This is a genomic window from Cellulosilyticum ruminicola JCM 14822, from assembly GCF_001311925.1.
In the GTDB taxonomy this organism is placed as follows: domain Bacteria; phylum Bacillota; class Clostridia; order Lachnospirales; family Cellulosilyticaceae; genus Cellulosilyticum; species Cellulosilyticum ruminicola.
In genome coordinates, this window is the sequence record NZ_BBCG01000021.1 from 1 (window position 1) to 24,371 (window position 24,371).

General features: G+C 32.5%; 23 protein-coding genes and 1 pseudogene. All 24 read right to left on the reverse strand.

The window, feature by feature from the left end; translation table 11 throughout:
- Nucleotides 1-135: 135 nt before the first annotated feature.
- On the reverse strand, nt 136-810 hold the full coding sequence (locus JCM14822_RS08850) for a hypothetical protein (RefSeq protein WP_054741605.1): 675 nt from the start codon (nt 808-810) through the stop codon (nt 136-138).
- Nucleotides 723-1,307, reverse strand: coding sequence for a hypothetical protein (locus JCM14822_RS08855; RefSeq protein ID WP_054741607.1), 585 nt, complete (start codon nt 1,305-1,307; stop codon nt 723-725). The genes JCM14822_RS08850 and JCM14822_RS08855 overlap by 88 nt, the downstream gene beginning before the upstream one ends.
- Nucleotides 1,308-1,488: 181 nt before the next feature.
- Entirely contained in the window at nt 1,489-2,838 is a 1,350-nt protein-coding gene (glmM, locus tag JCM14822_RS08860; protein WP_054741609.1) for a phosphoglucosamine mutase, read from the reverse strand.
- A gap of 83 nt (nt 2,839-2,921) precedes the next feature.
- A complete protein-coding gene (locus JCM14822_RS08865; RefSeq protein WP_054741611.1) occupies nt 2,922-3,881 on the reverse strand; it encodes an ROK family protein in 960 nt (319 codons plus the stop codon).
- A 449-nt stretch (nt 3,882-4,330) separates the two neighbouring features.
- Nucleotides 4,331-4,684 (reverse strand): annotated as a pseudogene (locus tag JCM14822_RS08875) (MFS transporter); the annotation flags it as partial.
- 123 nt (nt 4,685-4,807) lie between these two features.
- Complete coding sequence (locus JCM14822_RS08880; RefSeq protein ID WP_054741616.1) at nt 4,808-5,977, reverse strand: glycoside hydrolase family 130 protein; 1,170 nt, start codon at nt 5,975-5,977, stop codon at nt 4,808-4,810.
- The gene (locus JCM14822_RS08885) at nt 5,970-7,172 is read right to left on the reverse strand and encodes an AGE family epimerase/isomerase (RefSeq protein WP_083461351.1); all 1,203 of its coding nucleotides are present in this window, start codon (nt 7,170-7,172) and stop codon (nt 5,970-5,972) included. The genes JCM14822_RS08880 and JCM14822_RS08885 overlap by 8 nt, the downstream gene beginning before the upstream one ends.
- Before the next feature lie 43 nt (nt 7,173-7,215).
- A complete protein-coding gene (locus JCM14822_RS08890; RefSeq protein ID WP_054741618.1) occupies nt 7,216-8,238 on the reverse strand; it encodes a glycoside hydrolase family 130 protein in 1,023 nt (340 codons plus the stop codon).
- Nucleotides 8,239-8,317: 79 nt separating this feature from the next.
- Complete coding sequence (locus tag JCM14822_RS08895) at nt 8,318-9,397, reverse strand: SGNH/GDSL hydrolase family protein (RefSeq protein WP_054741620.1); 1,080 nt, start codon at nt 9,395-9,397, stop codon at nt 8,318-8,320.
- Between the two features lie 17 nt (nt 9,398-9,414).
- Nucleotides 9,415-10,263 (reverse strand): carbohydrate ABC transporter permease, encoded by an 849-nt coding sequence (locus JCM14822_RS08900; protein ID WP_054741622.1) that lies wholly within the window; start codon nt 10,261-10,263, stop codon nt 9,415-9,417.
- Nucleotides 10,256-11,182 (reverse strand): carbohydrate ABC transporter permease, encoded by a 927-nt coding sequence (locus tag JCM14822_RS08905; protein ID WP_054741624.1) that lies wholly within the window; start codon nt 11,180-11,182, stop codon nt 10,256-10,258. Before JCM14822_RS08905 ends, JCM14822_RS08900 begins: the two co-directional genes overlap by 8 nt.
- A 181-nt stretch (nt 11,183-11,363) precedes the next feature.
- Nucleotides 11,364-12,728, reverse strand: coding sequence for an ABC transporter substrate-binding protein (locus tag JCM14822_RS08910; RefSeq protein ID WP_054741626.1), 1,365 nt, complete (start codon nt 12,726-12,728; stop codon nt 11,364-11,366).
- A 363-nt stretch (nt 12,729-13,091) separates the two neighbouring features.
- Nucleotides 13,092-14,096: a LacI family DNA-binding transcriptional regulator gene (locus tag JCM14822_RS08915; protein ID WP_054741628.1), complete on the reverse strand. Its 1,005-nt coding sequence runs from the start codon at nt 14,094-14,096 to the stop codon at nt 13,092-13,094.
- A gap of 190 nt (nt 14,097-14,286) precedes the next feature.
- Nucleotides 14,287-14,679 carry a YbbR-like domain-containing protein gene (locus tag JCM14822_RS08920; protein WP_054741629.1) on the reverse strand — a complete coding sequence of 131 codons (393 nt, stop codon included), beginning with the start codon at nt 14,677-14,679 and terminating at the stop codon, nt 14,287-14,289.
- Complete coding sequence (locus JCM14822_RS08925; protein ID WP_054741631.1) at nt 14,661-15,668, reverse strand: CdaR family protein; 1,008 nt, start codon at nt 15,666-15,668, stop codon at nt 14,661-14,663. Before JCM14822_RS08925 ends, JCM14822_RS08920 begins: the two co-directional genes overlap by 19 nt.
- Nucleotides 15,661-16,533 (reverse strand): diadenylate cyclase CdaA, encoded by an 873-nt coding sequence (gene cdaA / locus JCM14822_RS08930; RefSeq protein WP_157047697.1) that lies wholly within the window; start codon nt 16,531-16,533, stop codon nt 15,661-15,663. The genes JCM14822_RS08925 and cdaA overlap by 8 nt, the downstream gene beginning before the upstream one ends.
- A 159-nt stretch (nt 16,534-16,692) precedes the next feature.
- On the reverse strand, nt 16,693-17,700 hold the full coding sequence (locus tag JCM14822_RS08935) for a hypothetical protein (protein ID WP_054741635.1): 1,008 nt from the start codon (nt 17,698-17,700) through the stop codon (nt 16,693-16,695).
- On the reverse strand, nt 17,687-18,103 hold the full coding sequence (locus JCM14822_RS08940; RefSeq protein ID WP_054741637.1) for a hypothetical protein: 417 nt from the start codon (nt 18,101-18,103) through the stop codon (nt 17,687-17,689). The genes JCM14822_RS08935 and JCM14822_RS08940 overlap by 14 nt, the downstream gene beginning before the upstream one ends.
- A 15-nt stretch (nt 18,104-18,118) precedes the next feature.
- On the reverse strand, nt 18,119-19,336 hold the full coding sequence (locus tag JCM14822_RS08945) for a putative glycoside hydrolase (RefSeq protein ID WP_054741639.1): 1,218 nt from the start codon (nt 19,334-19,336) through the stop codon (nt 18,119-18,121).
- A 218-nt stretch (nt 19,337-19,554) separates the two neighbouring features.
- Nucleotides 19,555-20,133: a rhomboid family intramembrane serine protease gene (locus JCM14822_RS08950; RefSeq protein ID WP_054741641.1), complete on the reverse strand. Its 579-nt coding sequence runs from the start codon at nt 20,131-20,133 to the stop codon at nt 19,555-19,557.
- Between the two features lie 99 nt (nt 20,134-20,232).
- Nucleotides 20,233-21,756 carry a lysine--tRNA ligase gene (gene lysS, locus JCM14822_RS08955; RefSeq protein WP_054741643.1) on the reverse strand — a complete coding sequence of 508 codons (1,524 nt, stop codon included), beginning with the start codon at nt 21,754-21,756 and terminating at the stop codon, nt 20,233-20,235.
- A 31-nt stretch (nt 21,757-21,787) separates the two neighbouring features.
- Entirely contained in the window at nt 21,788-22,261 is a 474-nt protein-coding gene (gene greA / locus JCM14822_RS08960) for a transcription elongation factor GreA (RefSeq protein WP_054741645.1), read from the reverse strand.
- Between the two features lie 276 nt (nt 22,262-22,537).
- Complete coding sequence (gene dusB, locus JCM14822_RS20200; protein WP_054741647.1) at nt 22,538-23,512, reverse strand: tRNA dihydrouridine synthase DusB; 975 nt, start codon at nt 23,510-23,512, stop codon at nt 22,538-22,540.
- Between the two features lie 12 nt (nt 23,513-23,524).
- A complete protein-coding gene (locus JCM14822_RS20205; protein WP_054741649.1) occupies nt 23,525-24,295 on the reverse strand; it encodes a type III pantothenate kinase in 771 nt (256 codons plus the stop codon).
- Nucleotides 24,296-24,371: the final 76 nt, after the last annotated feature.

The window sequence follows — 24,371 nt, forward strand, 5'->3', positions numbered from 1 at the left end:
TTCTCCTCATTTCCTACATCTATATACTTTCTTTATCCTTCTCCTCATTTCCTACATCTAATATACTTTCTTTATCCTTCTCCTCATTTCCTACATCTAATATACTTTCTTTATCCTTCTCCTCATTTCCTACATCTAATATACTTCTTTATCTTCTTGCTCTCTAGGCTCATTAGACTCACTTTGTAAATATATACATTCTTCATCACGCGATACTATACAGTACTTTTTAGCAGGTGAATAAACATTAATAAAATATCCCTTCTCTTTTAAATTTATTTCTTCATCCATATCTATTTCCTTGATTATTAACCTTACTCTTTTATTTAATTCACTTACATCAATGGATGTCACATAATCTATATCCCTTGATTCTGCCATCCTTTCAATAGAAATAATAACTGCTTGGCTTTCTAAAACCGTATTCTTATCTAACTTAATAGGTGCAATATATTCCTTACCTGCAGTTTCTCCCTGATAGACAATCACTTGTCCTCCCCCTATTTTCAGGAGTCCTTCTTTTCCCGTATAATATCTGCCACTCCCAATAGCCCTACAGTCTCGCCCAGCCTTTACAACCACATGTCCTCCATTAATCTCTATATTAGGCACTGTACTCTTCATACCTCCCCCTATAGCTGCACCACCACTTTCTAAAACTTCACAATAAACATCTCCACCAGTAATAGTAATATGCTTCATACCATAATCTTGAGTTCCTGCTATACTTCCAATAACTGCTCCGATTCCTTTTGTATAAGCCTGTATACTTCCGCCTTTAATATATAACTTTCCACCAATTCCCTCCATTGTGCACCTATAGCACTGGCAAATTCTCCTCCTTCTACTAATAAACTCCCGGTACTCTCCTCCGAAATAGTTAAATCGCCATATTTTGTAACCAATATGCATGTTTGTTTTCTACCTCCCATAACACTATTAGTTCCCTTAAGTGTCAATGTTGCACTTCCATGAATCTCTATACCACCAACATCCTTTTGTTTAGAAACATCTATATTCACATCTTGCATAATAATTTCTACATCTCTCACCGCATTTTCAACTATAATTCTATAAGGAGTACTTGTGGTCGTACATATTACATAATATTGTCCTGATGTTGTAACTTCTAGATTTCTTTCTGCCAAATTAAAATATACCTTATATCCTTTAACATCTTCTTGATTTTTTTCTCCTCCTGTGCTTTCTATATTCTTTCCTTCTATAGTTAATTGTCCTAAGCCGCCTAAAAAAAATCCTATAACTAATATCATCAAACTCACAAACCTTCTCTTATACGTAGCCATTTCCTTCTCCTTTTTCTTAGCATTTTTCTAAGTGTTGCCACTTATAATATTTTCATTCAGTATTTATTCTGTACATTTTCCATATAGCATGTCTCTAAATAAGTTTATGCCTCTTTTATATTCTTTAACACAAAAGAGGCATAAAACCAATTTAGGGTTTATGCCTCTATAACTTCATATATTATTGTAATCTTTCTTCAATGAAAGCAGCAAGTTCTTGCGCTTCTTTTTCAATAACAGCTTGATCTTTACCTTCAATCATAACACGTACAAGTGGTTCTGTACCTGATGGTCTAATGAGTACACGACCTTCACCTTTGAATTTTTCTTCTAAGGCAGCAATTCTTTCTTGAATTTCTAAGTCTTCGATATATGCATGTTTATTTTCATTTTTAACATGTGCATTTATGAGTACTTGTGGGAAGATTTGCATACATTGTTTAAGTTCAGATAATGGTTTACCTGTTTTCTTCATAACATATAATAATTGGATTGCTGTAATAAGTCCATCACCAGTTGTATTATAGTCTAAGAAAATCACATGCCCTGATTGTTCACCACCAAGGTTATAACCATGTTTAAGCATTTTTTCAAGCACGTAACGGTCACCAACTCTTGTTTGAATAAGATTGATATCTTTTTCTTTACTCATAACTGTGAAACCTAAGTTGCTCATAACTGTTGCAACAATTGTATCACGTTTTAAAATGCCTCTTTCTTTCATATCTAAACCAACGATACTAAGAATTTGGTCACCATCAATCATTTCACCATTTTCATCAACTGCAAGACATCTATCCGCATCGCCGTCAAAAGCGATACCTACTTCTGCTTTACGTCCTACCACTTGACTTTGAAGATCTTTCATATGTGTTGAGCCACAAAGTTTATTGATATTTACACCATTTGGTTTATGATGAATCACTTCAACATCTGCACCTAAACGTGCTAATGCGATAGGTGCCACTTCTGAAGCTGCACCATTTGCACAGTCAATAAGTACTTTAAGACCATTTAAGTCACCAGGAATTGTATTACATACATAATCAATATATTTATCAATTACTGAATGATCCATATCCCATGTTCCAATTTCTTCACCTGTTGGCGCTGGAATATTATCACTTCTTGTTAAAATAAGGTTTTCGATTTCTTCTTCTAATTCATCACGTAATTTGTATCCTTCACTATTGAAGAATTTGATTCCATTAAACTCTAACGGATTATGTGAAGCAGAAATCATAACACCTGCATCTGCACCTAATTCTCTTGTTAAATATGCTACTGCTGGTGTAGGTACAACGCCAACTGAAATCGCTTTAGCACCTACTGAACAAATACCAGCTACAAGTGCAGCTTCTAACATTGTTCCTGAAATTCTTGTATCTCTAGCCACAATAATTTTGGGTTGTTTTTTAGTTTCTTTTGTTAAAACGTACGCACCTGCTTGACCTACTTGATAAGCAAGCTTACCTGTAAGTTCTGTATTAGCAACGCCACGTACACCATCTGTTCCAAATAATTTACCCATTAAAAAACTCCTCACTTTCTCTTTGAGGTATAGTATAGTCTATCCCATTTATTATAAACCGATTTTACTATTCTTACAATAATTTAATTCTCACAAAGCATAGCAGCACCAACTATTCCAGCTTCACTTCCTAATGCTGCCACTTGAATCTCTGTCATCATTTTTCCACCAAAAACCATATTTTTTAATTTCTTTCTCAGTGGAAAAATCAAACTCTCTTTTTGTCTGGAAACACCCCCTCCTATTAATATAATTTCCGGCTTAAAAGCATTAATAATATTATTTAATCCTATAGCTAAATACGTAATATATTGATCTAACAATTTAACTGCTACTTCATCACCCTGTTTCGCCGCATCAAAAGGCACTTTGGCATTCATCTTATCCAAATTCCCCTTTACCATCTTATTCATTATTGAATCAGGATATTTTTCAGCTATCTCCCTTGCCATATTAGTAAAGCCTAAAGCCGAACCATACACTTCAAAGCACCCCTTATTACCACAAGTACAGGGCTTACCATCTTTCACAATAATTTGATGCCCCAGTTCTCCTCCTCCCGGCTGACATCCACTAAATAATCTGCCATCTATGACAATCCCACTTCCTACACCCGTTCCTAGTGTAATCACAATTGCACTATTATATCCTTTAGCTCTTCCTGCTTTTACTTCTCCTAATGCTGCACAATCAGCATCATTAGCCACTTCTATTAATATTCTCTTGCCTAAATTCCCTAACTTTCTCCTTATATAACTTACGATATCAAAGTCTCTTACTGCAATATTATTAGAATACACTATCCGACCCTTTTTACGGTCAATCGTTCCTGGCGCCCCAATACCAATCCCTACTAAATTCATATCATCTAAATTATACTTTTCTATGATGCTCATACACAACCTTATAATGTCATCACTAATTCTTCTAATCCCCCGTTCTCTGCACGTGGGTTTTTGTACTTTTTCTATAATATTCCCCTTTTCATCTACAAGCCCTACCACGATGTTTGTTCCGCCTAAATCCACACCAATATAAAACATGTAGTTTCTCCCTTCGTCTTTTATTTTTAAGTAAATTATATCAAATTATGAATATTTTATCTTTATTTTTTATATTTTTTGTTATTAAAATAAAAATACAGGTTATTATTTATCAATGTCATTAAATAAATAGAATGATTTATATTATACAATGCAGTTATATGTAAAAGATTATATATTTTTCTTCCATCTTTTCCAGAATGAATTGAATTTAGAACATCAGAATTAGTTAGAATTTTTACATCAAAGTATAGGCATATCTTCATTAAAGTTAGCCATAAGTTTACTTGAAAAGCCATCAGTAACAGGTGTTTCATGCAATAAGCTTGGATAAATAGGTGCACATCCGACTCCTATCATAATTAAACCAATTAAAATCAAAGTATTATTAAATGATAAGATTAAAATAACTACTAACCAAAAATCCTGTTGTTGATTCGACGCTGTAATATGCAAAGAAAGTTATTAAGTGCTACATCTACACTTCCCGCACCTAATCCATACGGTATTCCCCCTATGCATAGTTACCAATACTGATTTGAAAATGAAAATCCTAATAATGCTGCTATCATCCCCACACTTATAGCAGTTACTTTACCTATTCCTAATTTACGAATTATCTTATCACTAAATAAACTAGATACAATTGTCCCACTAGCAATAATCATACTAATAATGGCCACAGATGATATAGATACACCTATCTCATCATACATAGATGGCCAAGCAGAGCCTAATATAGAATCAGGTAGCCCTAAACTTATAAATGCAATGTAAATCACAACTAGTAATATTGAAGTCATATATTATCTCCTTTTCCTGTTTTATCATTACGATTGTATAAATATTTATTCCACACTTCAATATTCTCATATATTAATTCATAAAAAATGAGCTGTTAATAATACAACAACTCATTTTTATCATTACTTATTCATAATTTCTAAGTTCTTCTTAATAAGTTCACATCTTTGCACTACGCACTCTACACTTCTAAGTGGGTCTCCTGGTGTATTAAATGCATAATCTAATAATTTATCTACAGTAGTCGTTGCTACATGTAGCCTTGTATCTGAAGACGCATAATAAATATATACATCTCCATTTTCTCTAGCAATGGCACCATTTATAAAAGTTACATTACTTACGTCTCCTACACGTTCCTCACCATATGGTGCAATAAAGTATCCAGATGGTTCTGCAATACATTGCGTTGGATCTTCAAGGGATGTTACAAATACATAAGTAACATATCGAAGTCCTGCTGCTGTATTTCGTACGCCATGAGCAATATGAAGCCAGCCTTTATCTGTTTTTATAGGTACTGCTCCTGCTCCATTTTTAACTTCTGTAATTGTATGATATTTTCTTGTATTAATAATTACTTCTTTTTCTTTAATATAGGCATTTGTAATATCCTCACAAAGTCCAAAGCCTATTCCTCCACCACTTCCTGCATCAATGAAACCATCTTGTGGTCTTGTATAAAAAGCATATTTACCATCTACAAATTCAGGGTGAAGGACTACATTTCTCTGTTGCTCTGCCTGTGTTCTAAGATTAGGAAGTCTCTCCCACTTCTTAAGATCTTTTGTACGCACAATGCCAGCTTGAGCCACAGCCGCAGATAAATCTGCATTATTAGAATCCTTGCTTTCAGAGCAGAATACACCATAAATATAGCCGTCTTCATGTTTTGTAAGTCTCATATCATACACATTTGTTTCTTCTTTACATGTATCTTCAAGTAAAATAGGGTAATCCCAAAATCTAAAGTTATCAATACCATTAGGACTTTCTGCTACAGCAAAGAAAGATTTCCTATCATATCCTTCTACTCTAGCAACTACATAAAACTTCCCTTCAAGTTCTATAGCTCCCGCATTAAATACCGCATTAATGCCAAGTCTCTCCATGAAATATGGATTTGTCTTTGGATTTAAATCATAACGCCAAAATAAAGGCGCATGTTCTCTTGTAAGTACTGGATAAGTATAGCGATCATAAATGCCGTTATACTCATCTGAAACTACATTTTTACGTGTAATGAGCTGCTCATATTTTGCAAGTTCTCTTTCGTAGTTTTCCTTAAACATTTTTGTTCCTCCTTATAATCTCCATACACATACGACCATTATGATATGGACATTTCCAAGGTTCCACTATTGGACTTGGTAACACAGGTTTGCCCTCCTTATCTACTTGCCAATGCCATTCTGAATCATCTCGTAAGTCAATAATATATTTCTTTATAAATTCCCATTCTCTCTCTGCTAGGACTAAAAACTCTCTATCTCCCGTTTTTTCATAGGCATTAGTAAATCCTATGACAGTCTCTGCTTGCACCCACCATATTCTTGTAGTATCAATATACTCTCCAATACGTTCATTATTAAGGGCACCATCTATAAATGCTTCCTCTTTAATCTTATAAGCTATATCCACTGTAAAAACCTTGGTAGATTCTATAATCTCTTTATCTCCTAAGACTTCAGCCGCCCTATCTAACAGCCATGCAGCTTCTATATCATGCCCATAAGAATGCATATCTACAATGGTATTCATCTTACGGTCAAAAAATACTTCTAATAAATGTTTATCTCGATTATATACTTTTTTAGCAAATACGATGAGTAAATCTCTAAGTTTCTCCCCTACTGCTTTATGATGACTTACACGATAAAGCTCCGTATAAGCCTCTAAAATATGTAAAAGTACATTCATTGTCTTTTCTGCATAAATTCCTTTAGAACATAAATACTCATCATCTGAAAGTATATTTTCCTCAAGAGGTGACCATTCCCTCGTAAATGCTTCTAAATAACCATATTCATCTCTTGCAACTGTCTCTATCTTTTCAAAGATGCTCATAGCCATCTCCAACGCTTCTTGATCTTTAGCCGCCTCATAATAAGTCGATAATGCATAAATTGCAAAGGCTTGATTATAAGTATGTTTCATATCTTCTACCACATTACCTTTATAATCCATCATCCAATACACACCACCATATTCCCTATCTAAACAGTGGTTTTTGAAAAATACATAGGCCCACTTTGCATATTCTAGGTCTTCAGTATTTTTCATTGTTAAATATAAGTTTGAAAAATACCACATGATTCTCGAATTCAAAATGCCCCCTTTTACTGCCTCTTTATCTAACTCAAGCTCTTCACTCATATAGCCGTAGAACCCACCATTTTCTACATCTTTGAGTTTCTTCCAAAAAGGATTAATTTTATAAAGTAAATGGCCTTTAATTTCTTGTACCATTTGTGGACTATTAATCATTTTCACACACTCCCCTACAACTTCTCTCAAATTCCTCAACTTATTATTTGATACCAATTTGATCATCATCACCTATCATATTGCTATGTTCTTTCACATAATTTACGATAGTATCAATTGTTGTAAATGCTAGTCCTACGTAACTATCTGCTGCGCCATAGTAAATTGCAATTCTACCTGTGTCTGCATCTTGAAGTGTTGCACATGGGAATACTACATTATTTACGAAACCTCTTTCTTCGTACCATTCTTCTGGTGTTAATACAAAGTGCTGGCAACGATATTTTACTTTAGATGGTTCATCAATATCTAAGATTGCTGCACCCATGCTATATACATAACCTTGGCAAGTACCGGCTACACCATGATAAAACAATAGCCATCCTTCACTTGTTTCGATAGGCGCTGCACCTCCACCAATTTTAAGAGATTCCCACCAGTTACTATATCCTCTTGTCATAACGTGTCTGTGTCTACCCCAAAATTCCATATCTGGACTTTCACTTAAGAAAATATCTCCAAATGGTGTATGACCGCTATCACTAGGTCTAGAAAGAAGCATGAAATTACCATTAATCTTTCTTGGGAAAAGTACACCGTTTCTGTTAAATGGAATAAATGGATTCTCAATTCTTACAAATGTCTTAAAGTCAGTTGTTTTAGCCATACCAAGTGCTGCACCATAGAAGTCTGTACACCAGATGATGTAATATGTGTCTTCAACTTTTACAAGTCTTGGATCATAAGCATAACCAGGCATAAAAGATTTACCTTCTTTATCAACAAATTGAATTTTTTCTTCTTCATATGTCCAGTGAATTGCATCTTCACTATAACCTAAATATAAATAAGATACCCCAGATAAAGTTTCCCCTCTAAATACACCAATAAATTTTCCTTCATAAGGTACTACAGCACTATTGAAAATACGTGCTACTCCTTTGAGTGGATTTCTAAGAATAATAGGATTTTCACTATAACGCCATACAGGTGTTTCTAGGCCTTCTGGACGATCTTGCCATGGAATATTAGGTAATGAATTTGTAAACATTTTAATTTCTGACATATGTAACTCTCCTTTATAGCTCTATATTTTTTTATTTATCTATTTATAATTGCTCATGTTGCCATTATAAGCTGTTTCATTAAGCCTTAGATACAAGTAATCCCAGTACTGTAAACGTATCTGTTTCTTTGCCCTCCTTAAGCTTAATTTCAATGATATGCTCTTTACATTCTTCCTCTTCAAGAAGCATAAAAACTTCAGCATAATCTCCCCAACCATTTGTAAAAGAACTATCTACTTCTAGCTTTTTATCATAATCTATAGTAATCTCAGCAATCCCCATTTGCTCTCCTACATTTTTTCTATAAAGTAGATGAATATTTTTAGCTGCCACTTTGCAAACAAGTGCTTTATTATTTTCACACTGCTCTGCCTTCCAGCCTGCACATAAAGATTTAAATCCATCATCACAAGGATAAAAACTTCCTGTATAAAGTGGTTTATAATTATTGCGATTTAAAATAATGCCATCACTATATTTTTTACTAAACAATACTTCCTCTGGCATCTCATAATGATAGCCAGCAGGTACTTTATTTTTAGCTGCTACCTCAAATAAGTTAGCAAGTAAATCAGCTACTATTTTATGTCCTCTATCATTAGGATGAACTTCATCTGTTTCTATATCCTGCCATGTATATTCCCCTACTGCCATGCCTTCTAAAATCTCTTGTCTATAATTAATCATAGGTACTTTATAATGATGACCTATTTGAGTTTGCTGTGCATAAGCACTTGTTCCATCTTCAAGTGTCATCATAAGTTCAATAATTGCCGTCTCAGGTAAATGTTCTATAATCCCTCTTATGACACTTTCATAAGACTTTTTGCTACCATCTGTAGGTGGTACATCATTTGCCGCAAATTCTACAACGATAATGTCTGGCTTATATTGTAGTAAGTCCTCCACCATACGGTGTACCCCAATAAGTGAACCTGTTGCGCCAATACCAGCATTAATATATTTCACCTTTGTAGGTGTCAAAAACTCTTTAAGCCAATTATAAGTTCTCACTGCATAGGCATTCTCCGGTACAGATGGATTACAGCCCTGTGTAATTGACCCCCCTAAGAAACCAATTGTAATCGATTGTCCATTTCTTGCCTTTTGCAAAACTAAACTTAACTTCTCTGTATAATCATAATAATGATATTTCATTCATTTTCCCTCCCATCTTATTTAACAGATCCAGAAGTAAAACCATTATAAATATACTTTTGTAAGAATAAAAATGCTAAGAATGTTGGTATAACAACGATCATAATACATGCGCAAATAACTTCCCATTTAGCTGAATATGGCCCCTTAAATTTAAAGAGTGCTGTTGAAAGCACATTGAGCTTCGTATTTGGCATATATAAAAATGGTGTATAAAAGTCATTATAAATACCAACGCCTTTGATAATAACCACTGTTGCAATAGCCGGTTTTAAAAGTGGTAAAATAACTTTTCGGTAAATTGTAAAGTAGGATGCGCCCTCTATCATAGCTGCTTCATCCATAGAAATTGAAATGTTGTCCATAAACTGCAAGAAAATATAAATTGAAATAATATCTGTGCCCATATAAAGCAAGATTGGTGCAAATCTGGTGTTATAAACACCTAAAGCATTAATCACTTGAAAAGTCGCAACTTGTGTTGTAACCCCTGGTATTAATGTTGCAAGTAAGAAGGCCCCTAAGATGACATTTTTAAATCTAAAATTAAAGCGATGTAAAACATAAGCAAGCATTGTACCAATAAAAATAACACCAGCTAATGAAACCCCCATTATAATTACTGTATTAACAAAACCTGTTAACATCTTGCCTTTTATAAAAGCTTCTATATAATTACTGAAGTTAAAGAAACTTTTCGGAAGTGCTAAAGCACTAGTTTTCTTAAATTCCTCTGAATCCTTAAATGCTGCAAAAAATACAACAGCTATGGGAATAAGTGCTACTAATGACGCAATAATAAGTGAAACATATTTTAATATACTAAAAAACATATCTTTAACTGTTAAATGCCTTCTTCTAATCATACATTTCAGCCTCCTCTTCCTTAAAGAATACATTTTGAATAATTGCAATCACTACAACAATCATTAACAAAACAATACCCATAGCTGAACCTAGTCCAACTTTCTTAAATTGAAATGCTGTTTCAATGGTTTGAATAACAAATGTTTTAGAACCATTTGCCCCTTGAAGCATGACATATGGAATTTCAAATACAGCAAGTGCGCCATTAATAGCAAGTAATAAATTAAGTTGTACAATACGTTTGATACTTGGCATAATAATATATTTAAACTGCTGCCACCTGCTAGCACCATCTAACTCAGCTGCTTCATAGATTTCATCAGAGATGGATTGAATTGCGCCAATGAACATAATAAGGTTATTCCCCATATAACGCCATATAGATACCCCTGCCATAGAATAGTTAATAATTTTTGCATTACCTAGCCATTTCTGAATCAGACTTCCAAGACCTATCTTAGTTAAAATAATATCTAAAGTTCCCCCTTGTTTTAAGCAATATAAAAAGATAAATCCAATAGCAACACCATTTATTAAATAAGGGAAAAATAAAAAGCCTTTAAATAAATTTTGATATCTTACGCCTGAAGTTAATATGGTTGCAAAATATAAAGCTAATGCCAATTGCACAAATGAACCTACAAAGTAGTAAATAGAGACTTTAAACACCTCAAAATACTCTGGTTTAGTAAAGATTGTGACGTAATTTTGAAATCCTACAAATTCTTTATTTGGCGCTGTACCATTCCAGCTCGTTAAACCATAGTAAAACATACTCCCTAATGGAATAAATGAAAACAAAATTAGAAGTACTAATGGAATACATGTAAATGTTATAATCGTTATATTTTTTTCCCTTTGCCTTTGCTTTTTATAATCAACAACTTTTTTGCTTTTAACAGTTGCAATTATACTCATTCTCTCTCCCCCTATCCTCTTTAATCTAAAATATATTTTTTGTCTCGCTACAATGTCATAGTTTATATTTATATTTTGATTACAAGATCTGTATACGTGTACAATGTCTTATCTTTTAAGAACGACAGTCCTTTTATAAGAAAGATTTAAAACTTCCTTCTTATAAAAGAACTACCTGTTATTAATTATTTTTTTTCTTTAATTCAGCTCTACTTGCTGCCCAATCTGCATTCATTTGATTACAGATTTCATCATATGTTTCACTTCTATTACCAAGTGCAGCTTCAACCATAGTAAGTTTCCATTTTGGCTGCCATGTACCAACTTCTGAACCATTATCAATGTTGTCGAATAAATCTTCTTCCCCTGCTGGTGCTGGTGTAACCGAAATGAATTGTACCCCTGCATCTTCGAAAGTTTTTAAGGCTTCTGGATAGTCTGCATCTATTTGTGTTGGAATGCCATCTTCATGTTGTGCATATCCTGATTTTTCTACCATCCACCATAAGAAAGCTAATGCTGCTTCTGGACATTTTGTATTTTTATTAATACAGTATGCAAAGTCTGAAGCAATCTCAGCATATTGTTTGCCATCTGGTGCTGTAATAGGAAATGGCATATAACCAATATCATCTGGATTTGCAGCTAATGCTTTGACTTGTGAAACAGCCCACTCACCAAGTACCATGGTAGCAATTTGTCCATCTGCAATCATTTGTTTAGATGATTCCCAGTCTGTTGACATAGGATCATCTTCTACTAATCCTTGCTTAACTAAATCATACATTAACTTATAAATTTCATAATGTACTGTTCCCTGAGCAAATGGTGCATTATCATGTGACATATTAATAAGTACTTTTGGGTCACCATATGCACATCTATTTGCCTCCCATTGTGTAAGTGTCCATTGTGCAACATAGTTTGTATAATAAGGAATTGCATCCGTATTATCTTTGATTTTTTGCATAGCTGCTAAAAATTCATCTGGTGTCTTAGGAATATCTGTAATACCTGCTGCTTCAAATACCTTTTTGTTATAAAGTACACCTGGAGCTGTAAGCATCGAAGCGATACCATAAACGTCACCCTCAAATGATTTTCCCTGTACATCTCTATAACTTTGACTTAATTCATCTACTGTACCTAATGGTAAGAAGAAATTAGAGTATTCATTTTTATTAACATCAGGAAGCATTAATACATCCCCATATTCTGTTGTACTCATACGTACTTTAATGTCATCCTGATAATTTGTAATTCCCTCTACATTTACTTTTACATTTGGATATTCTTTATTAAATTCAGTAATATACTCTTGGATTAAAGTATCTGTAAGATCCGTTCTATGCGTAATAAAGTTAATTTCACCAGTTACATCTTCTGGATTCATATCTTTAATATCTACAGATTCCTTTCCTTCCGCTGCCCCTTCAGCCATTTTGCTTGATGTTTCATTACTTTTTGCATTTGAGCCACATCCAACAAATGTAGTCATTGCCATTGTTACGCCTAAAGCTAATGATAGTACCTTTTTTAACTTCATATGTATCCCTCCCAATATATATATTTATACCGTCATCCCTTCTAGCCTTATTCTAGATTTAAGTAATAAATCTAATTTTAAGTAATTTTTAAATTTCTGAATTTATTATAAAATATCAACCAAAATAAATCAATGCTTATTTATTATTTTATATATTTTATAGCATTTTACCTAATAGACTTTATCTTAGTCTTTACATTATATCCAGTACTTTAATCTTAGAAAGTTTTTACTTTATATGTTTACTTAACTTTAGTCTATATTTCATCATTTCATTGATTTACTTTATTAAACTAAAAAGAGATACTTACTCACCTTGAGCAGCATCTCTTTTACTTAACTTATTAGACTATTTTTCATTTATTATCTAATATCTTTTACAGAATCTCTATAAATAATATTACTTGTAACAATTCTTCTTCCTATTTTTTTATTATCTCCTGTTATCTTATTTAAAATACTTGTGACAGCTACTTCTGCCATTTCTTCATCATTAATTGAAACAGTTGTAAGTGCTGGACTAATAAAGTTAGAGAACATATAATTATCAAAACCTACTATGGAAATATCATCCGGTACACTAAATCCCATTTCTTTTAATCTATTAATAAATATATATGCCACTTCATCACAGTTACATACAAAAGCAGTTGGCATATCCTGTGGCAGTTCAAATTCTATATATAATCCATCTTCATCACGATCACAAATAGCATATTCATCTCTTAAAGGTATCTTATGTTCTATTAGTGATTTACAATAACCTAGATAGCGGTCTAATATACTGCTTGTCGCATATATATCTCCTATAAACCCTATTTTCTTATGTCCCATATTAATTAAATGGTTTGTCAGCATATATGCACTATAAAAACTATCATTAATAATACTATCATATTTAGCATCCTGATTGTAAAAGTCTAATAACATCATAGGTATGCCTGTTTCATACAATACATCTATATATTCATTATCCATTTGCCCTAATAAAATAATACCATCTACTTTATTGCCACTTATTATTTTAGGTAAATGACTTTTATAGTTACGATCTAACAACTCTAATATCCCAAAGCTATTGTGCTTTTTAAGGCTACTTGTAATGTTCTGATATACTTTCCAGTAGAATGAATTACCTGTCTCATTCATAAAATGATTAGGTACTAAGATTCCAATATTGTAATATGTTTCTTTTCCATCTTCCTTACTATTCCCATTATAAACATAGCCCATTTGATGTGCCATTTCTATAATCTGTTCTCTTACACTTTGGCTGACTCCCTCTTTATTGCTTAATGCTTTAGAAACGGTTACAGTACTTACATTTAAGACTTTGCCTATATCTGACATTGTTACACTTTTCTTCATTATACTCACACTCCTGAGGCCCATTATTTTCGACTTCTCATATATCTATTATATAGCTTCTTTCATCCGCTTAATTTCGTATAATAATATATTATTATAACTTTACTTTATTTTCAATCTCTCATCAAGTAAATATAATACAAAAAAAAACGGTTATTTTAATGCTTAAAATCATTAAAGTAACCGTTTTTTAGTTTTCTTCTTCTGTTTTACCGTTATTTTCTGGCTGTGAAATTTCTGACTGAGCTGCTGCCTCTGTTGTTTCAGATGTTTCTTCTGGATTAGGATTTTCCACTTCTTCTTGAGTCTTGTCTTTTGTAATCTTTATCTCTAAATCTACAGAGTCATTTAACACCTTAAACTTATCTGTAACTTGTAATTTTAACGGCAATGTATATTCCCCTTCATCATAGCCAGCTAAATTTAAGCTGCCTTTTAACTGATGTGCAATTTGAGCTGCATTATAAGCTAGAATCTCATCTGCTGTAGCTGAAATACCTACTTGAATTTCACTAGATAATATCTCATAATTAAATCCGTTATCCGGATCTTGTACATCAATATTTAATAATGAAACTGGCACATTATAAATATAATTATTTTTTTATCAATTTGTACTGTTACATTAACTGCCTTAGCACTGCTTGTGGTAATACCATCTGGCAAATTAAGTTTTGCAGATACAGTGCTCGTTTCTACAAATTGACTTATATCTATAGACTCTAATGTAATTTCATTAATTTTATCTACCACTTCAGCTTTACCTACAATTGTAAGCACCTGCGGCTCGCACTGAGTTCCTTTGTATACATAACCTTCTTGTGCCTTACCAATTACACGCACCTTAAGTGGTACACGTTTAAATTTCCCAATAAGTAATCTTACTTCTACCGTTTGTGGTGAAGTTACAAGCCCTGTAATTTCTTCACCCTTACTATTATAAATAGTTACTGGTAAACGTTGTACTAAACTCTCTTCTGAAAATGCACTACCATCAATATTTACTACTGCTGTAGCCACTTCACTAATAGCCGATCTTGCACCCTTAATCTCAATAGTTGTTGGATTAAGTACAGGATCTGCTAAAAGTTCATAATCCTTTGTAGTGCCTTCTGCAATTTTATAACTTATACTAGTTGTCATAGATGCTTCACGCTCAAGTACAATACTTGTATATTGAGCTTTCTTCTCTGTTACAGTAATTGAATGGCCATCTAATATAATATCAACAGTATAATTAGCTATACACTGTACTGAATCTTGCGTTAAATCACTTAAATATTGATTAAGATTAAGCGTTGCAGTAATTGCATTTTCATTATAAACCTTATCAATTTCTAATCTAGGTCCTCTAATTGTAACAGAAAACATTTGATTTTTAATTTCTTCTTCATTCTTTAGCACATAACCTTGTGCTTCTAATGCATCTAACCCTTTAATTGTAACAGAAATATTTTTAATAGTTTGTGGCTGTGTAGGATTTTGCGTATTAATAACAAATAGCCATAATGTCATTGCTAATAATAACGATAATATTCTCCATGAAAGGTCTTCCCTTGATATCTTATTCATCTTTGACCCTTCCTTTCCACATCGCACGTTTACGATCGAGTATTTTTTTCTCATTACGTTTTTTCTTACGTGTTGAAAGTAATATTTTTCTAATCATATCTGCATCTAAATTTCGTCTAATCTTACCATTTCTAACATATGAAATCACACCATTTTCTTCAGATACAACGATAACAATAGCATCTGTCACTTCTGAAATCCCAATAGCTGCACGATGTCTTGTCCCTAAATCCAAACTTACATCCATACTATCTGTAAGTGGTAAAAAACATGTAGCTGCTGATATTCTGCTATTCTTTATAATAACTGCACCATCATGTAGTGGTGTATTTTTTTCAAATATATTGATAAGCAATTGACTCGTTAATACCCCATCTATGCTTATCCCTGTACGTTCTACATCACCTAACCTTGTTTCCTGCTCTATTACCATTAGTGCGCCAGTTTTATATTTTGCCATATGCAAAGATGCTCTCACAATGCCTTCAATTGCTTCATCTGTCATACCATCTTGTTCGTTGTCCGTTATATTAAACATAGTAGCAAACATATTGCCTCGTCCGATTTGCTCAAGTGCACGTCTTAATTCTGGTTGAAATACAACTAATAATGTCATTGCACCAAAGGTAATTGTATTAGAAATTACCCACCAAAGTGTATGCAGCTGAAAAACATAAGCGACAATTGCTACTACTAGAACAACTACTACCCCTTTAAACAATGCCCATGTTCTTGTGTCTTTGATCCATTTAAGCACAATATATATTAGATAGGCAACTACTAATACATCTATTATATCTCGAATGCCAATATGTGGAATGCCTATATACGGTATTTTACTAATCGCTTCTTTTATTACATCCACTGGCCAAAACTCCTTTATCATTTATTTATAATTTATTATAGCATGTTTTATACTTCTCGTGTATTGAAGCACTAAAATATTTTTTATTTTTTATTTTTTATTTTTGTTAATCCATACACATTATTTAAACAACTTCAAAATAAAAGATACAAACCTTAATTAAAGGCTTGTATCTTTATTTTCCTCTTTCATATTATATGGTATATGATTATTTTTATTCGTTTTACCGTTATAAACACGTTTTACTTTTCTCTTAGTAGTTGTTAAATAAATTTTAGGAACTACTTTAACATAGTAATAGTTTTCATCATCCTCAAAATTTAATATTTCTGAGCGTTCATAATCTAACACTTTAGAAAAGAATTCTATTACTATAGTTATAAGTGCATATTCCACTGTTGTAATGAGCATAATTGACAGACTTATATCTATCTTTAAAAATAATATTGCTAAACTAAAACCTATCATATTCATAATAGCCCCCATACCAATTGCAATATATGGGGCATAATCTACTGCTAATCTTCTAATAAAGTAAACAGTATTAAAAACTACAAAAAATATAATCATAACGCAAAGCATTTTTTGATCAAGTATAACTGTGTCCAGTTTAATTGTCGTCAAATTTTTTGCTGCTTCCACTAACGCATCTTTTCCTACACCAGTTATCACAACTGCTTCTGCTAAATTAGGAATCAAAAACCATATAAATACACCTAATAGAATGCCTATAAGACCTACATATCCTCCTAATAAAGCTACAACAATTGGTATTAAATTTTCCATATGCACCGAAAAAGCAACTAATGTTACAATAATAAGCAAACTTTCTTTAGGAAATAGTCGCATAAATAATATATATATCACAATTAAAAATATAAACAAAATAGCTGCTAATATAGGGTTAAGTGTCAAAACATAAAGCGGAACTAAAACAACTGTACCTAATAATATCCCCTTATCATTGAGAACTACACCTATTAAACTTATAAATAATACTAAAACTGGGTTAGTAAATGCCCCCTCATAACTAATTTTAGATATAAACATATTTATAATAATATATATCATAATGAACTTTAAGATTGGCCCTGCAATATAATCATATTGTTTGTACATCTTAATCACATTTTGTCTTATCATTAATAGGTTTTCAAGAATCCTCATTTAACTCCTCCTTTTTATCTTCATAAGCATCTAATTCTCTTAAGGTTTTACGATATATCTTTAATCTTTCTTTAGACCTTTTATATGCTTTTGTATGTACCCATGAAGATACAAGTGTATAAATAACAAGTCCACTAACCCATGGAAGAATATATGGGTTCACATATACATCCATAAGTTGTTCTAATGATTCTGGTATAATAAGCTGTGTTGTTAAAATTTTAATTGCACCTACGCTCATAAAAAATAATATTATTAAACTAAAATATATTCTTGTTATAAAGTTTTTAGTATATATATAATCCTCAAGGAAATATTTACAACGTTCCCTATCTATATTGCCATGCTTTTTATTATACATCTCAAGTTTTGTCATAAGAATAATTTTATTTTGATCTACCAAAAAGATTCACATCCTTTATTCTTCATCTAATCCTGCCTCTGTATATTTACCTGATGCATTCCAAAATAGCCATTCATTCACCCCTGCATCATATGTACCCTGAATCTGGCTCCTAATTTGTTCTTCTCCATAAAATTGATATGGTTTCATTCCTGCTAAGGTAAAATCCTGTAACCATGGTCTAATTTTAGCCTTGCGCTCTATCCTAGGATTCTCTAAAATCTTATCCTGTGCAAGTTCCATAGACTTTAATATTATATCATAACATTGTATATGTGGATACTGTATTCCGAATGTTCCGTCTGCATAGTGAGAAGGATAAATCATAGGACAAATATAGTCTAAATGCTTACAGAGCTCTTTAAAATCCTGACCTACATTTTCACCATCTATCTTACTCATTATAATTGTTCCAAAAACATCGGCTGATACACTTACACCATACTCTTCAAGCTGTTTACTTATAAAGGTCACAAATTCTGTAATCACCTCAGATTTCGTTTTATTAGGAGGTAATTGTACGATTTCTTCGTCCATTGATTCATGAAACCTAATATAGTCAAATTGTATTTCCTTAAATCCTATTTTAATAGCTTCTTTACAGACTTCTAATATATAATCCCAATTCTCCTGATTATAAGGGTCAAGCCATCTATCCCCAGATTTTAATTCATACACCCTACCATCTAACTTCTTAACTGCCAAGTTAGGGAAATGTTTTGTTGCTACATTATCTTTAAAAGTCACAATACGTGCAATAGGGTAAATATCTTCCTCATATAATCGCTTCATTACGCCACCGATATTTTCAATAGGAGGATCAGCCAACACACATCCCATATTAACAAGTTTCTCATTATCAGATGTAAAAGTTAAATAACCCTGATCATTTTTTACATCAATTACAAAACTATTTACATCTGTACGTTTTGCCATAGCAATATATTCTTCGTAGTTATCAATCTTACTAGCAGGAATATAAATCCCCTTTACTTCTTGCTTCTGTTTATATAAACCATAGGCCACCTTATTTCCGTCTATATATACAGATTCAGCACTTATTTCCTTTTTCAATCTTAATGCCTTTAAGTCATCTCCCAAGTTTCCATTACCTACGATGCCAAGACAAATCACACCCATGCCAATAATAAACAATAGTATCTCTTTAAGCCAATTTTTTCTCTTTTTATAATAGTAGTAACTATTCAATGGCTGTATTTTATACCTTTTCATTTGTAAGCACCCCTAAATATATTATCTTTATTATATCATAGTAAAAATTAATATTCGATTATATATATATATTACAATATTTTTCCATTTAAATATATACAATTACAGAATTTTCTTTTTTTTATGCATGGACATGATTATATAAATATATTATTTCTCATTATATATCTCCAACAAAAAGTGTGATACACATAAGCTACATCACACTTTTTCAATTATTATTTTTCTTTATTTAGTAAATAACCAAACCCTGAACCAACTAAACCACCTAAAATATGTGTAAGATTAGAAATGTTATCTTGAATAAAAATACCCTTATATATTTGTTGTCCTATATAAATTATTGCCACAAGAATAAAAGTAAGCGGTATCTTACCTTCTTTAACACTTGTAAATGAAGCAAGTAATATAAAAGCAAATATAACACCACTTGCTCCTAATAAGTGTATATGTGGAAAACAAATAAAACTGCAAACACCTGTCATAAATGCAGTAGCTAAGATAACAGCAAGAATATTAATCGAACCATACTTTTCTTCAAGCAAAGGTCCTATTACAAGCAACATCATAATGTTACTAAATAAATGTTCCCAACCAGCATGACCAACCACATGTCCGAAAAATCGAATATATGTTAATGGATTTACTAAGGGTGCTCTATAAACACTAAATAACATATTTGTTGAAGCACCTCTTGTAAGCTTATCTAGAATTAATACAATAAAACATGAAATTGTAAACCCTAGCACAACTGGTGAATTGAATGATAGTCTTAATTTACTTTCCTTTACGTTTATAGCTCTTCCTCCTTATATCTCAAATATATATATATATAATTATATCACATTTTCATTTCAAAAAATAAAAAAAGACCCGTATTTACGGGTCTTCCTATATTATTTCTCTACTGGTTTCATTGTTGGGAATAATAATACGTCTCTGATTGATGCTGAATTTGTAAGTAACATTACAAGTCTATCTACACCAATTCCAAGTCCACCTGTTGGTGGTAAACCGTATTCAAGAGCTGTTAAGAAGTCTTCATCGATTAAGCAAGCTTCATCATCTCCAGCTTCACGAAGCTCTTCTTGACGTTTGAAACGGCTTCTTTGATCGATTGGATCATTTAATTCTGAGAATGCATTTGCATGTTCACGACCAACGATGAAAAGCTCGAATCTTTCTGTGTAATCTGGATCTAATGGTTTACGTTTTGCAAGTGGAGAAATTTCAACTGGGTGTTCTGTAATAAATGTTGGTTGAATAAGTTTTTCTTCAACGAATTCTTCGAAGAATAAGTTTAAAATATCACCTTTCATGTGGTGTTCTTCAAATGCTACATTTTTCTCTTTAGCAATAGCTCTTGCTTCTTCTAAAGTTTCAATAGCTCTGAAGTCTACACCTGTGTATTCTTTAACAGCGTCTACCATTGAAATTCTCTTAAATGGTTTTTCAAGATCAATTGTTACACCATCATATTCAACGATACCTGTACCATTAACTTCCATAGATGCATTTCTGATAAGTGCTTCTGTGATGTCCATCATATCGTGGAAATCAGCATATGCTTGGTATAATTCCATAATTGTGAATTCTGGGTTATGTCTAATTGACATTCCTTCGTTACGAAATACTCTACCGATTTCGTATACTCTATCGAATCCACCAACGATAAGACGTTTTAATTTAAGTTCTGGAGCGATACGCATGTACATATCAATATCTAATGCATTATGATGAGTTACGAATGGACGAGCAGCTGCACCACCAGCAATATCATGAAGTACTGGTGTTTCTACTTCTACGAAGTTTTGTTTATCTAAGTAGTTTCTCATTGAACGAATGATTGCGCTACGTTTTAAGAATGTTTCTTTAACTTCTGGATTTACAATAAGGTCTACGTAACGTTGACGATATCTCATTTCAACGTCTTTAAGACCGTGATATTTTTCAGGTAAGATTTGTAAGCTTTTTGATAAAAGTGTTACTTCTTTTGCACGAACAGAAATTTCACCTTTTTGAGTTCTAAAGATATAACCTGTAATACCTACGATATCACCAATATCATATTTTTTGAAATCAACATAATCATCTTCACCAATCTCATCTTTTCTTACATAAGATTGAATACGACCTTCTTGGTCTTGGATTGTGATGAAAGATGCTTTACCCATATCACGTTTTGCCATGATACGACCTGCTACAGAAAGCTTAGTTCTTTCTGACATTTCATGTTCTTCAAGTGTACCAGTAGCTTCTAAAGCTTCGAAAACTTTCTTAGCTGTCTCGCTATGTGCTGTTACATTAAATTTAGTTTGTTTGAAAGGGTCTTTTCCTTTTTCTTGAAGAGTAGCAAGTTTATCATATCTTACTTTGATTAATTCACTAACATTTTCTTGTACTTGATTTTGATCAGACAAAACTGATTCCTCCTTTGTGCTTTACGCTATCTTAGTTTGTAATGTCTAAGATTTTATATTTATCTACACCATCAGTAGTATCAACGTCAATTTCATCCCCAACTTTGTGGTTAAGTAATGCCATACCTACTGGTGATTCATTAGAAATCTTACCATTTACTGGGTCAGCTTCTGTTGAACCAACGATAAGATATTCAATTTCTTCTTCAAAAGTATAATCATAAAGTTTAACTCTATAACCAGGTTTAACAACCTCAACTTTTTCTTCATTTTCAATAACGATTGCATTTTTAAGCATTGTTTCAAGTTCTACGATTCTAACTTCAATTTCTGCTTGTTCTTCTTTTGCTGCATCGTATTCTGCATTTTCAGAAAGGTCACCTTGAGCTCTTGCTTCTTTTAACTTTTCAGCAACGTCGTTACGTCTAACTGTTTTTAAGTTCTCAAGTTCTCCTTCTAATGTTTTAATCCCCTCATATGTGAGTAATACTTTTTTGCCAGCCATATCTGTACTCCCTTTCTTAGCCTACTACTATATTTTATATTTTCGTTTTGTATAATTAGTGTAATAATAGTACATTTTTTAATTCAACAATTATACCGTAATTACCTCTGTTTTGTCAACTTTAGAGCAGTTTTTCACTTACTTTATAATATATGATAATATCTGCCCTGTGTATATAGGTTACCATGATTTTAAATCTCTATACACAAAGCTTTTATAAGTACAAGTAAGTATTACTAATAACTTATCTGTACCTATTCTTTATCCTAGTATCCTTTATAATAATTCTTTAAGTCTTGCATCGCAATACTCTAACATACGTTTAACGTCATCATAAGTTTCTACTGATGTAAGTGAACGTCTAAGATCTGTTGCTCCATGTAAGCCTTTTACATACGATGTAAGGTGTGTGCGCATTTCACGAATACCCACATATTCACCTTTATATTCTACTAACATTTTAGCATGTCGTAAAATAACTTCTGCACGTTCTTCAAAAGTAGGCTCTGGCAATAACTCACCTGTTTCTAAATAGTGTACAGTTCTTTTAAAAATCCAAGGATTTCCTTGAGCGCCTCTTGCAATAAGTACTGCATCACATCCTGTTTGATCAATCATACGTTTTGCATCTTCAGGCTTTCTAATATCACCATTTCCGATAAGTGGAATGCTAATATTTTGTTTTACTTCTTTAATGATATCCCAGTCAGCAACTCCACTATAAAATTGCTCTCTTGTTCTACCATGAAGTGCAATGGCGCTTGCACCTGCCTGCTCAATAATTTTAGCTACTTGTACTGCATTAATGTTGCTATCATCAAAACCTTTTCTAATTTTAATTGTTAAAGGCTTTGTTAATGCATTTGCTACCGCATATACTATTTCACCTATTAATTCCGGATTTTTAAGTAGTGCTGAACCTTCTCCATTTTTAGTAATTTTAGGTGCAGGACAACCCATATTAATATCAATGAAATCTACAGCGCTTTGTTCTACTTGTTTTGCCATCTCGCTTAAAATTTTAGGATCACTCCCAAATAGTTGTGCACCAATTGGGTGCTCTATTTCATCAATTGATAATAATTGATTTGTTTTACCATTTTCATAAAGTAAGCCTTTTGCACTTACCATTTCAGTGGTCATCATCCCACAACCAAATTCTTTACAAATTATCCTAAACGGTAAATCTGTAATGCCGGCCATAGGGGCTAAAAAGACGTTATTAGCCGTTTCTACACTGCCAAATTTCATTTTTATATCATCCTATCTATTCTTTTCGTAAATTAACGCAAGTCCTTTTAAGGTTAATAAACCATCATATTTTTGAATTACATCAGTGCCATCTTGAATAACTTTCGCAAGTCCACCTGTTGCAATAACTTTAAGATTATCACAGCCCATAGCTTCCTTAGTTTTATTAACAATATATTCAACTTGCCCTATATATCCATATATAAGACCTGACTGCATACTTGTCACTGTATTTTTGCAATCTAAAATACCTTTTGTACTTTTGATTTCCATATGTGGAAGCTGTGCTGCTCTCTGCCATAAAGCATCTGCACAAATTCTAATTCCTGGTGTAATAAGACCACCAATGAACTCACCTTTGGCATTAACAATATCATAAGTAGTAGATGTACCAAAGTCAATGGCCATACAAGGTCCACCATACATTTCATAGGCAGCTACACAGTTTACAATTCGGTCTGCTCCTACTTCTCTTGGGTTATCTGTCTTAACTGCAAGTCCAGTCTTCACACCTGGTCCTACAATAAGTGGTTTATGATGAAGATATTTTTTAATACTGTTATTTACAGAGTACATAATATCAGGTACTACAGAAGACATGATAACAGCTGTAATATCATTTATATGAATTTTTTTCTCTCTTAACATCTCAACCATCATAATACCATATTCATCAGATGTACGTGGCGTTTGTGTTGTAAGCCTAAAACTTGTAATTAAGTCTAAACCTTTCATAACCCCTATTACTATATTAGTATTCCCTATATCTATGGCTAATAACATTTTTCTACCTCTTTTCATTTCTTCTTATGTTATTGTAACAGGTTCAAAGAAAGCAGGGCTAGATTAAGAATATTAC

Bases quoted from the DNA above. Each gene is read 5' to 3' on its own strand.
- JCM14822_RS08850 (WP_054741605.1), bottom strand. From the start codon at position 810: ATGGAGGGAATTGGTGGAAAGTTATATATTAAAGGCGGAAGTATACAG.
- JCM14822_RS08855 (WP_054741607.1), bottom strand. From the start codon at position 1,307: ATGGCTACGTATAAGAGAAGGTTTGTGAGTTTGATGATATTAGTTATA.
- glmM (WP_054741609.1), bottom strand. From the start codon at position 2,838: ATGGGTAAATTATTTGGAACAGATGGTGTACGTGGCGTTGCTAATACA.
- JCM14822_RS08865 (WP_054741611.1), bottom strand. From the start codon at position 3,881: ATGTTTTATATTGGTGTGGATTTAGGCGGAACAAACATCGTGGTAGGG.
- JCM14822_RS08880 (WP_054741616.1), bottom strand. From the start codon at position 5,977: ATGTTTAAGGAAAACTACGAAAGAGAACTTGCAAAATATGAGCAGCTC.
- JCM14822_RS08885 (WP_083461351.1), bottom strand. From the start codon at position 7,172: ATGATTAATAGTCCACAAATGGTACAAGAAATTAAAGGCCATTTACTT.
- JCM14822_RS08890 (WP_054741618.1), bottom strand. From the start codon at position 8,238: ATGTCAGAAATTAAAATGTTTACAAATTCATTACCTAATATTCCATGG.
- JCM14822_RS08895 (WP_054741620.1), bottom strand. From the start codon at position 9,397: ATGAAATATCATTATTATGATTATACAGAGAAGTTAAGTTTAGTTTTG.
- JCM14822_RS08900 (WP_054741622.1), bottom strand. From the start codon at position 10,263: ATGATTAGAAGAAGGCATTTAACAGTTAAAGATATGTTTTTTAGTATA.
- JCM14822_RS08905 (WP_054741624.1), bottom strand. From the start codon at position 11,182: ATGAGTATAATTGCAACTGTTAAAAGCAAAAAAGTTGTTGATTATAAA.
- JCM14822_RS08910 (WP_054741626.1), bottom strand. From the start codon at position 12,728: ATGAAGTTAAAAAAGGTACTATCATTAGCTTTAGGCGTAACAATGGCA.
- JCM14822_RS08915 (WP_054741628.1), bottom strand. From the start codon at position 14,096: ATGAAGAAAAGTGTAACAATGTCAGATATAGGCAAAGTCTTAAATGTA.
- JCM14822_RS08925 (WP_054741631.1), bottom strand. From the start codon at position 15,668: ATGAATAAGATATCAAGGGAAGACCTTTCATGGAGAATATTATCGTTA.
- JCM14822_RS08935 (WP_054741635.1), bottom strand. From the start codon at position 17,700: ATGAGGATTCTTGAAAACCTATTAATGATAAGACAAAATGTGATTAAG.
- JCM14822_RS08945 (WP_054741639.1), bottom strand. From the start codon at position 19,336: ATGAAAAGGTATAAAATACAGCCATTGAATAGTTACTACTATTATAAA.
- greA (WP_054741645.1), bottom strand. From the start codon at position 22,261: ATGGCTGGCAAAAAAGTATTACTCACATATGAGGGGATTAAAACATTA.
- dusB (WP_054741647.1), bottom strand. From the start codon at position 23,512: ATGAAATTTGGCAGTGTAGAAACGGCTAATAACGTCTTTTTAGCCCCT.
- JCM14822_RS20205 (WP_054741649.1), bottom strand. From the start codon at position 24,295: ATGTTATTAGCCATAGATATAGGGAATACTAATATAGTAATAGGGGTT.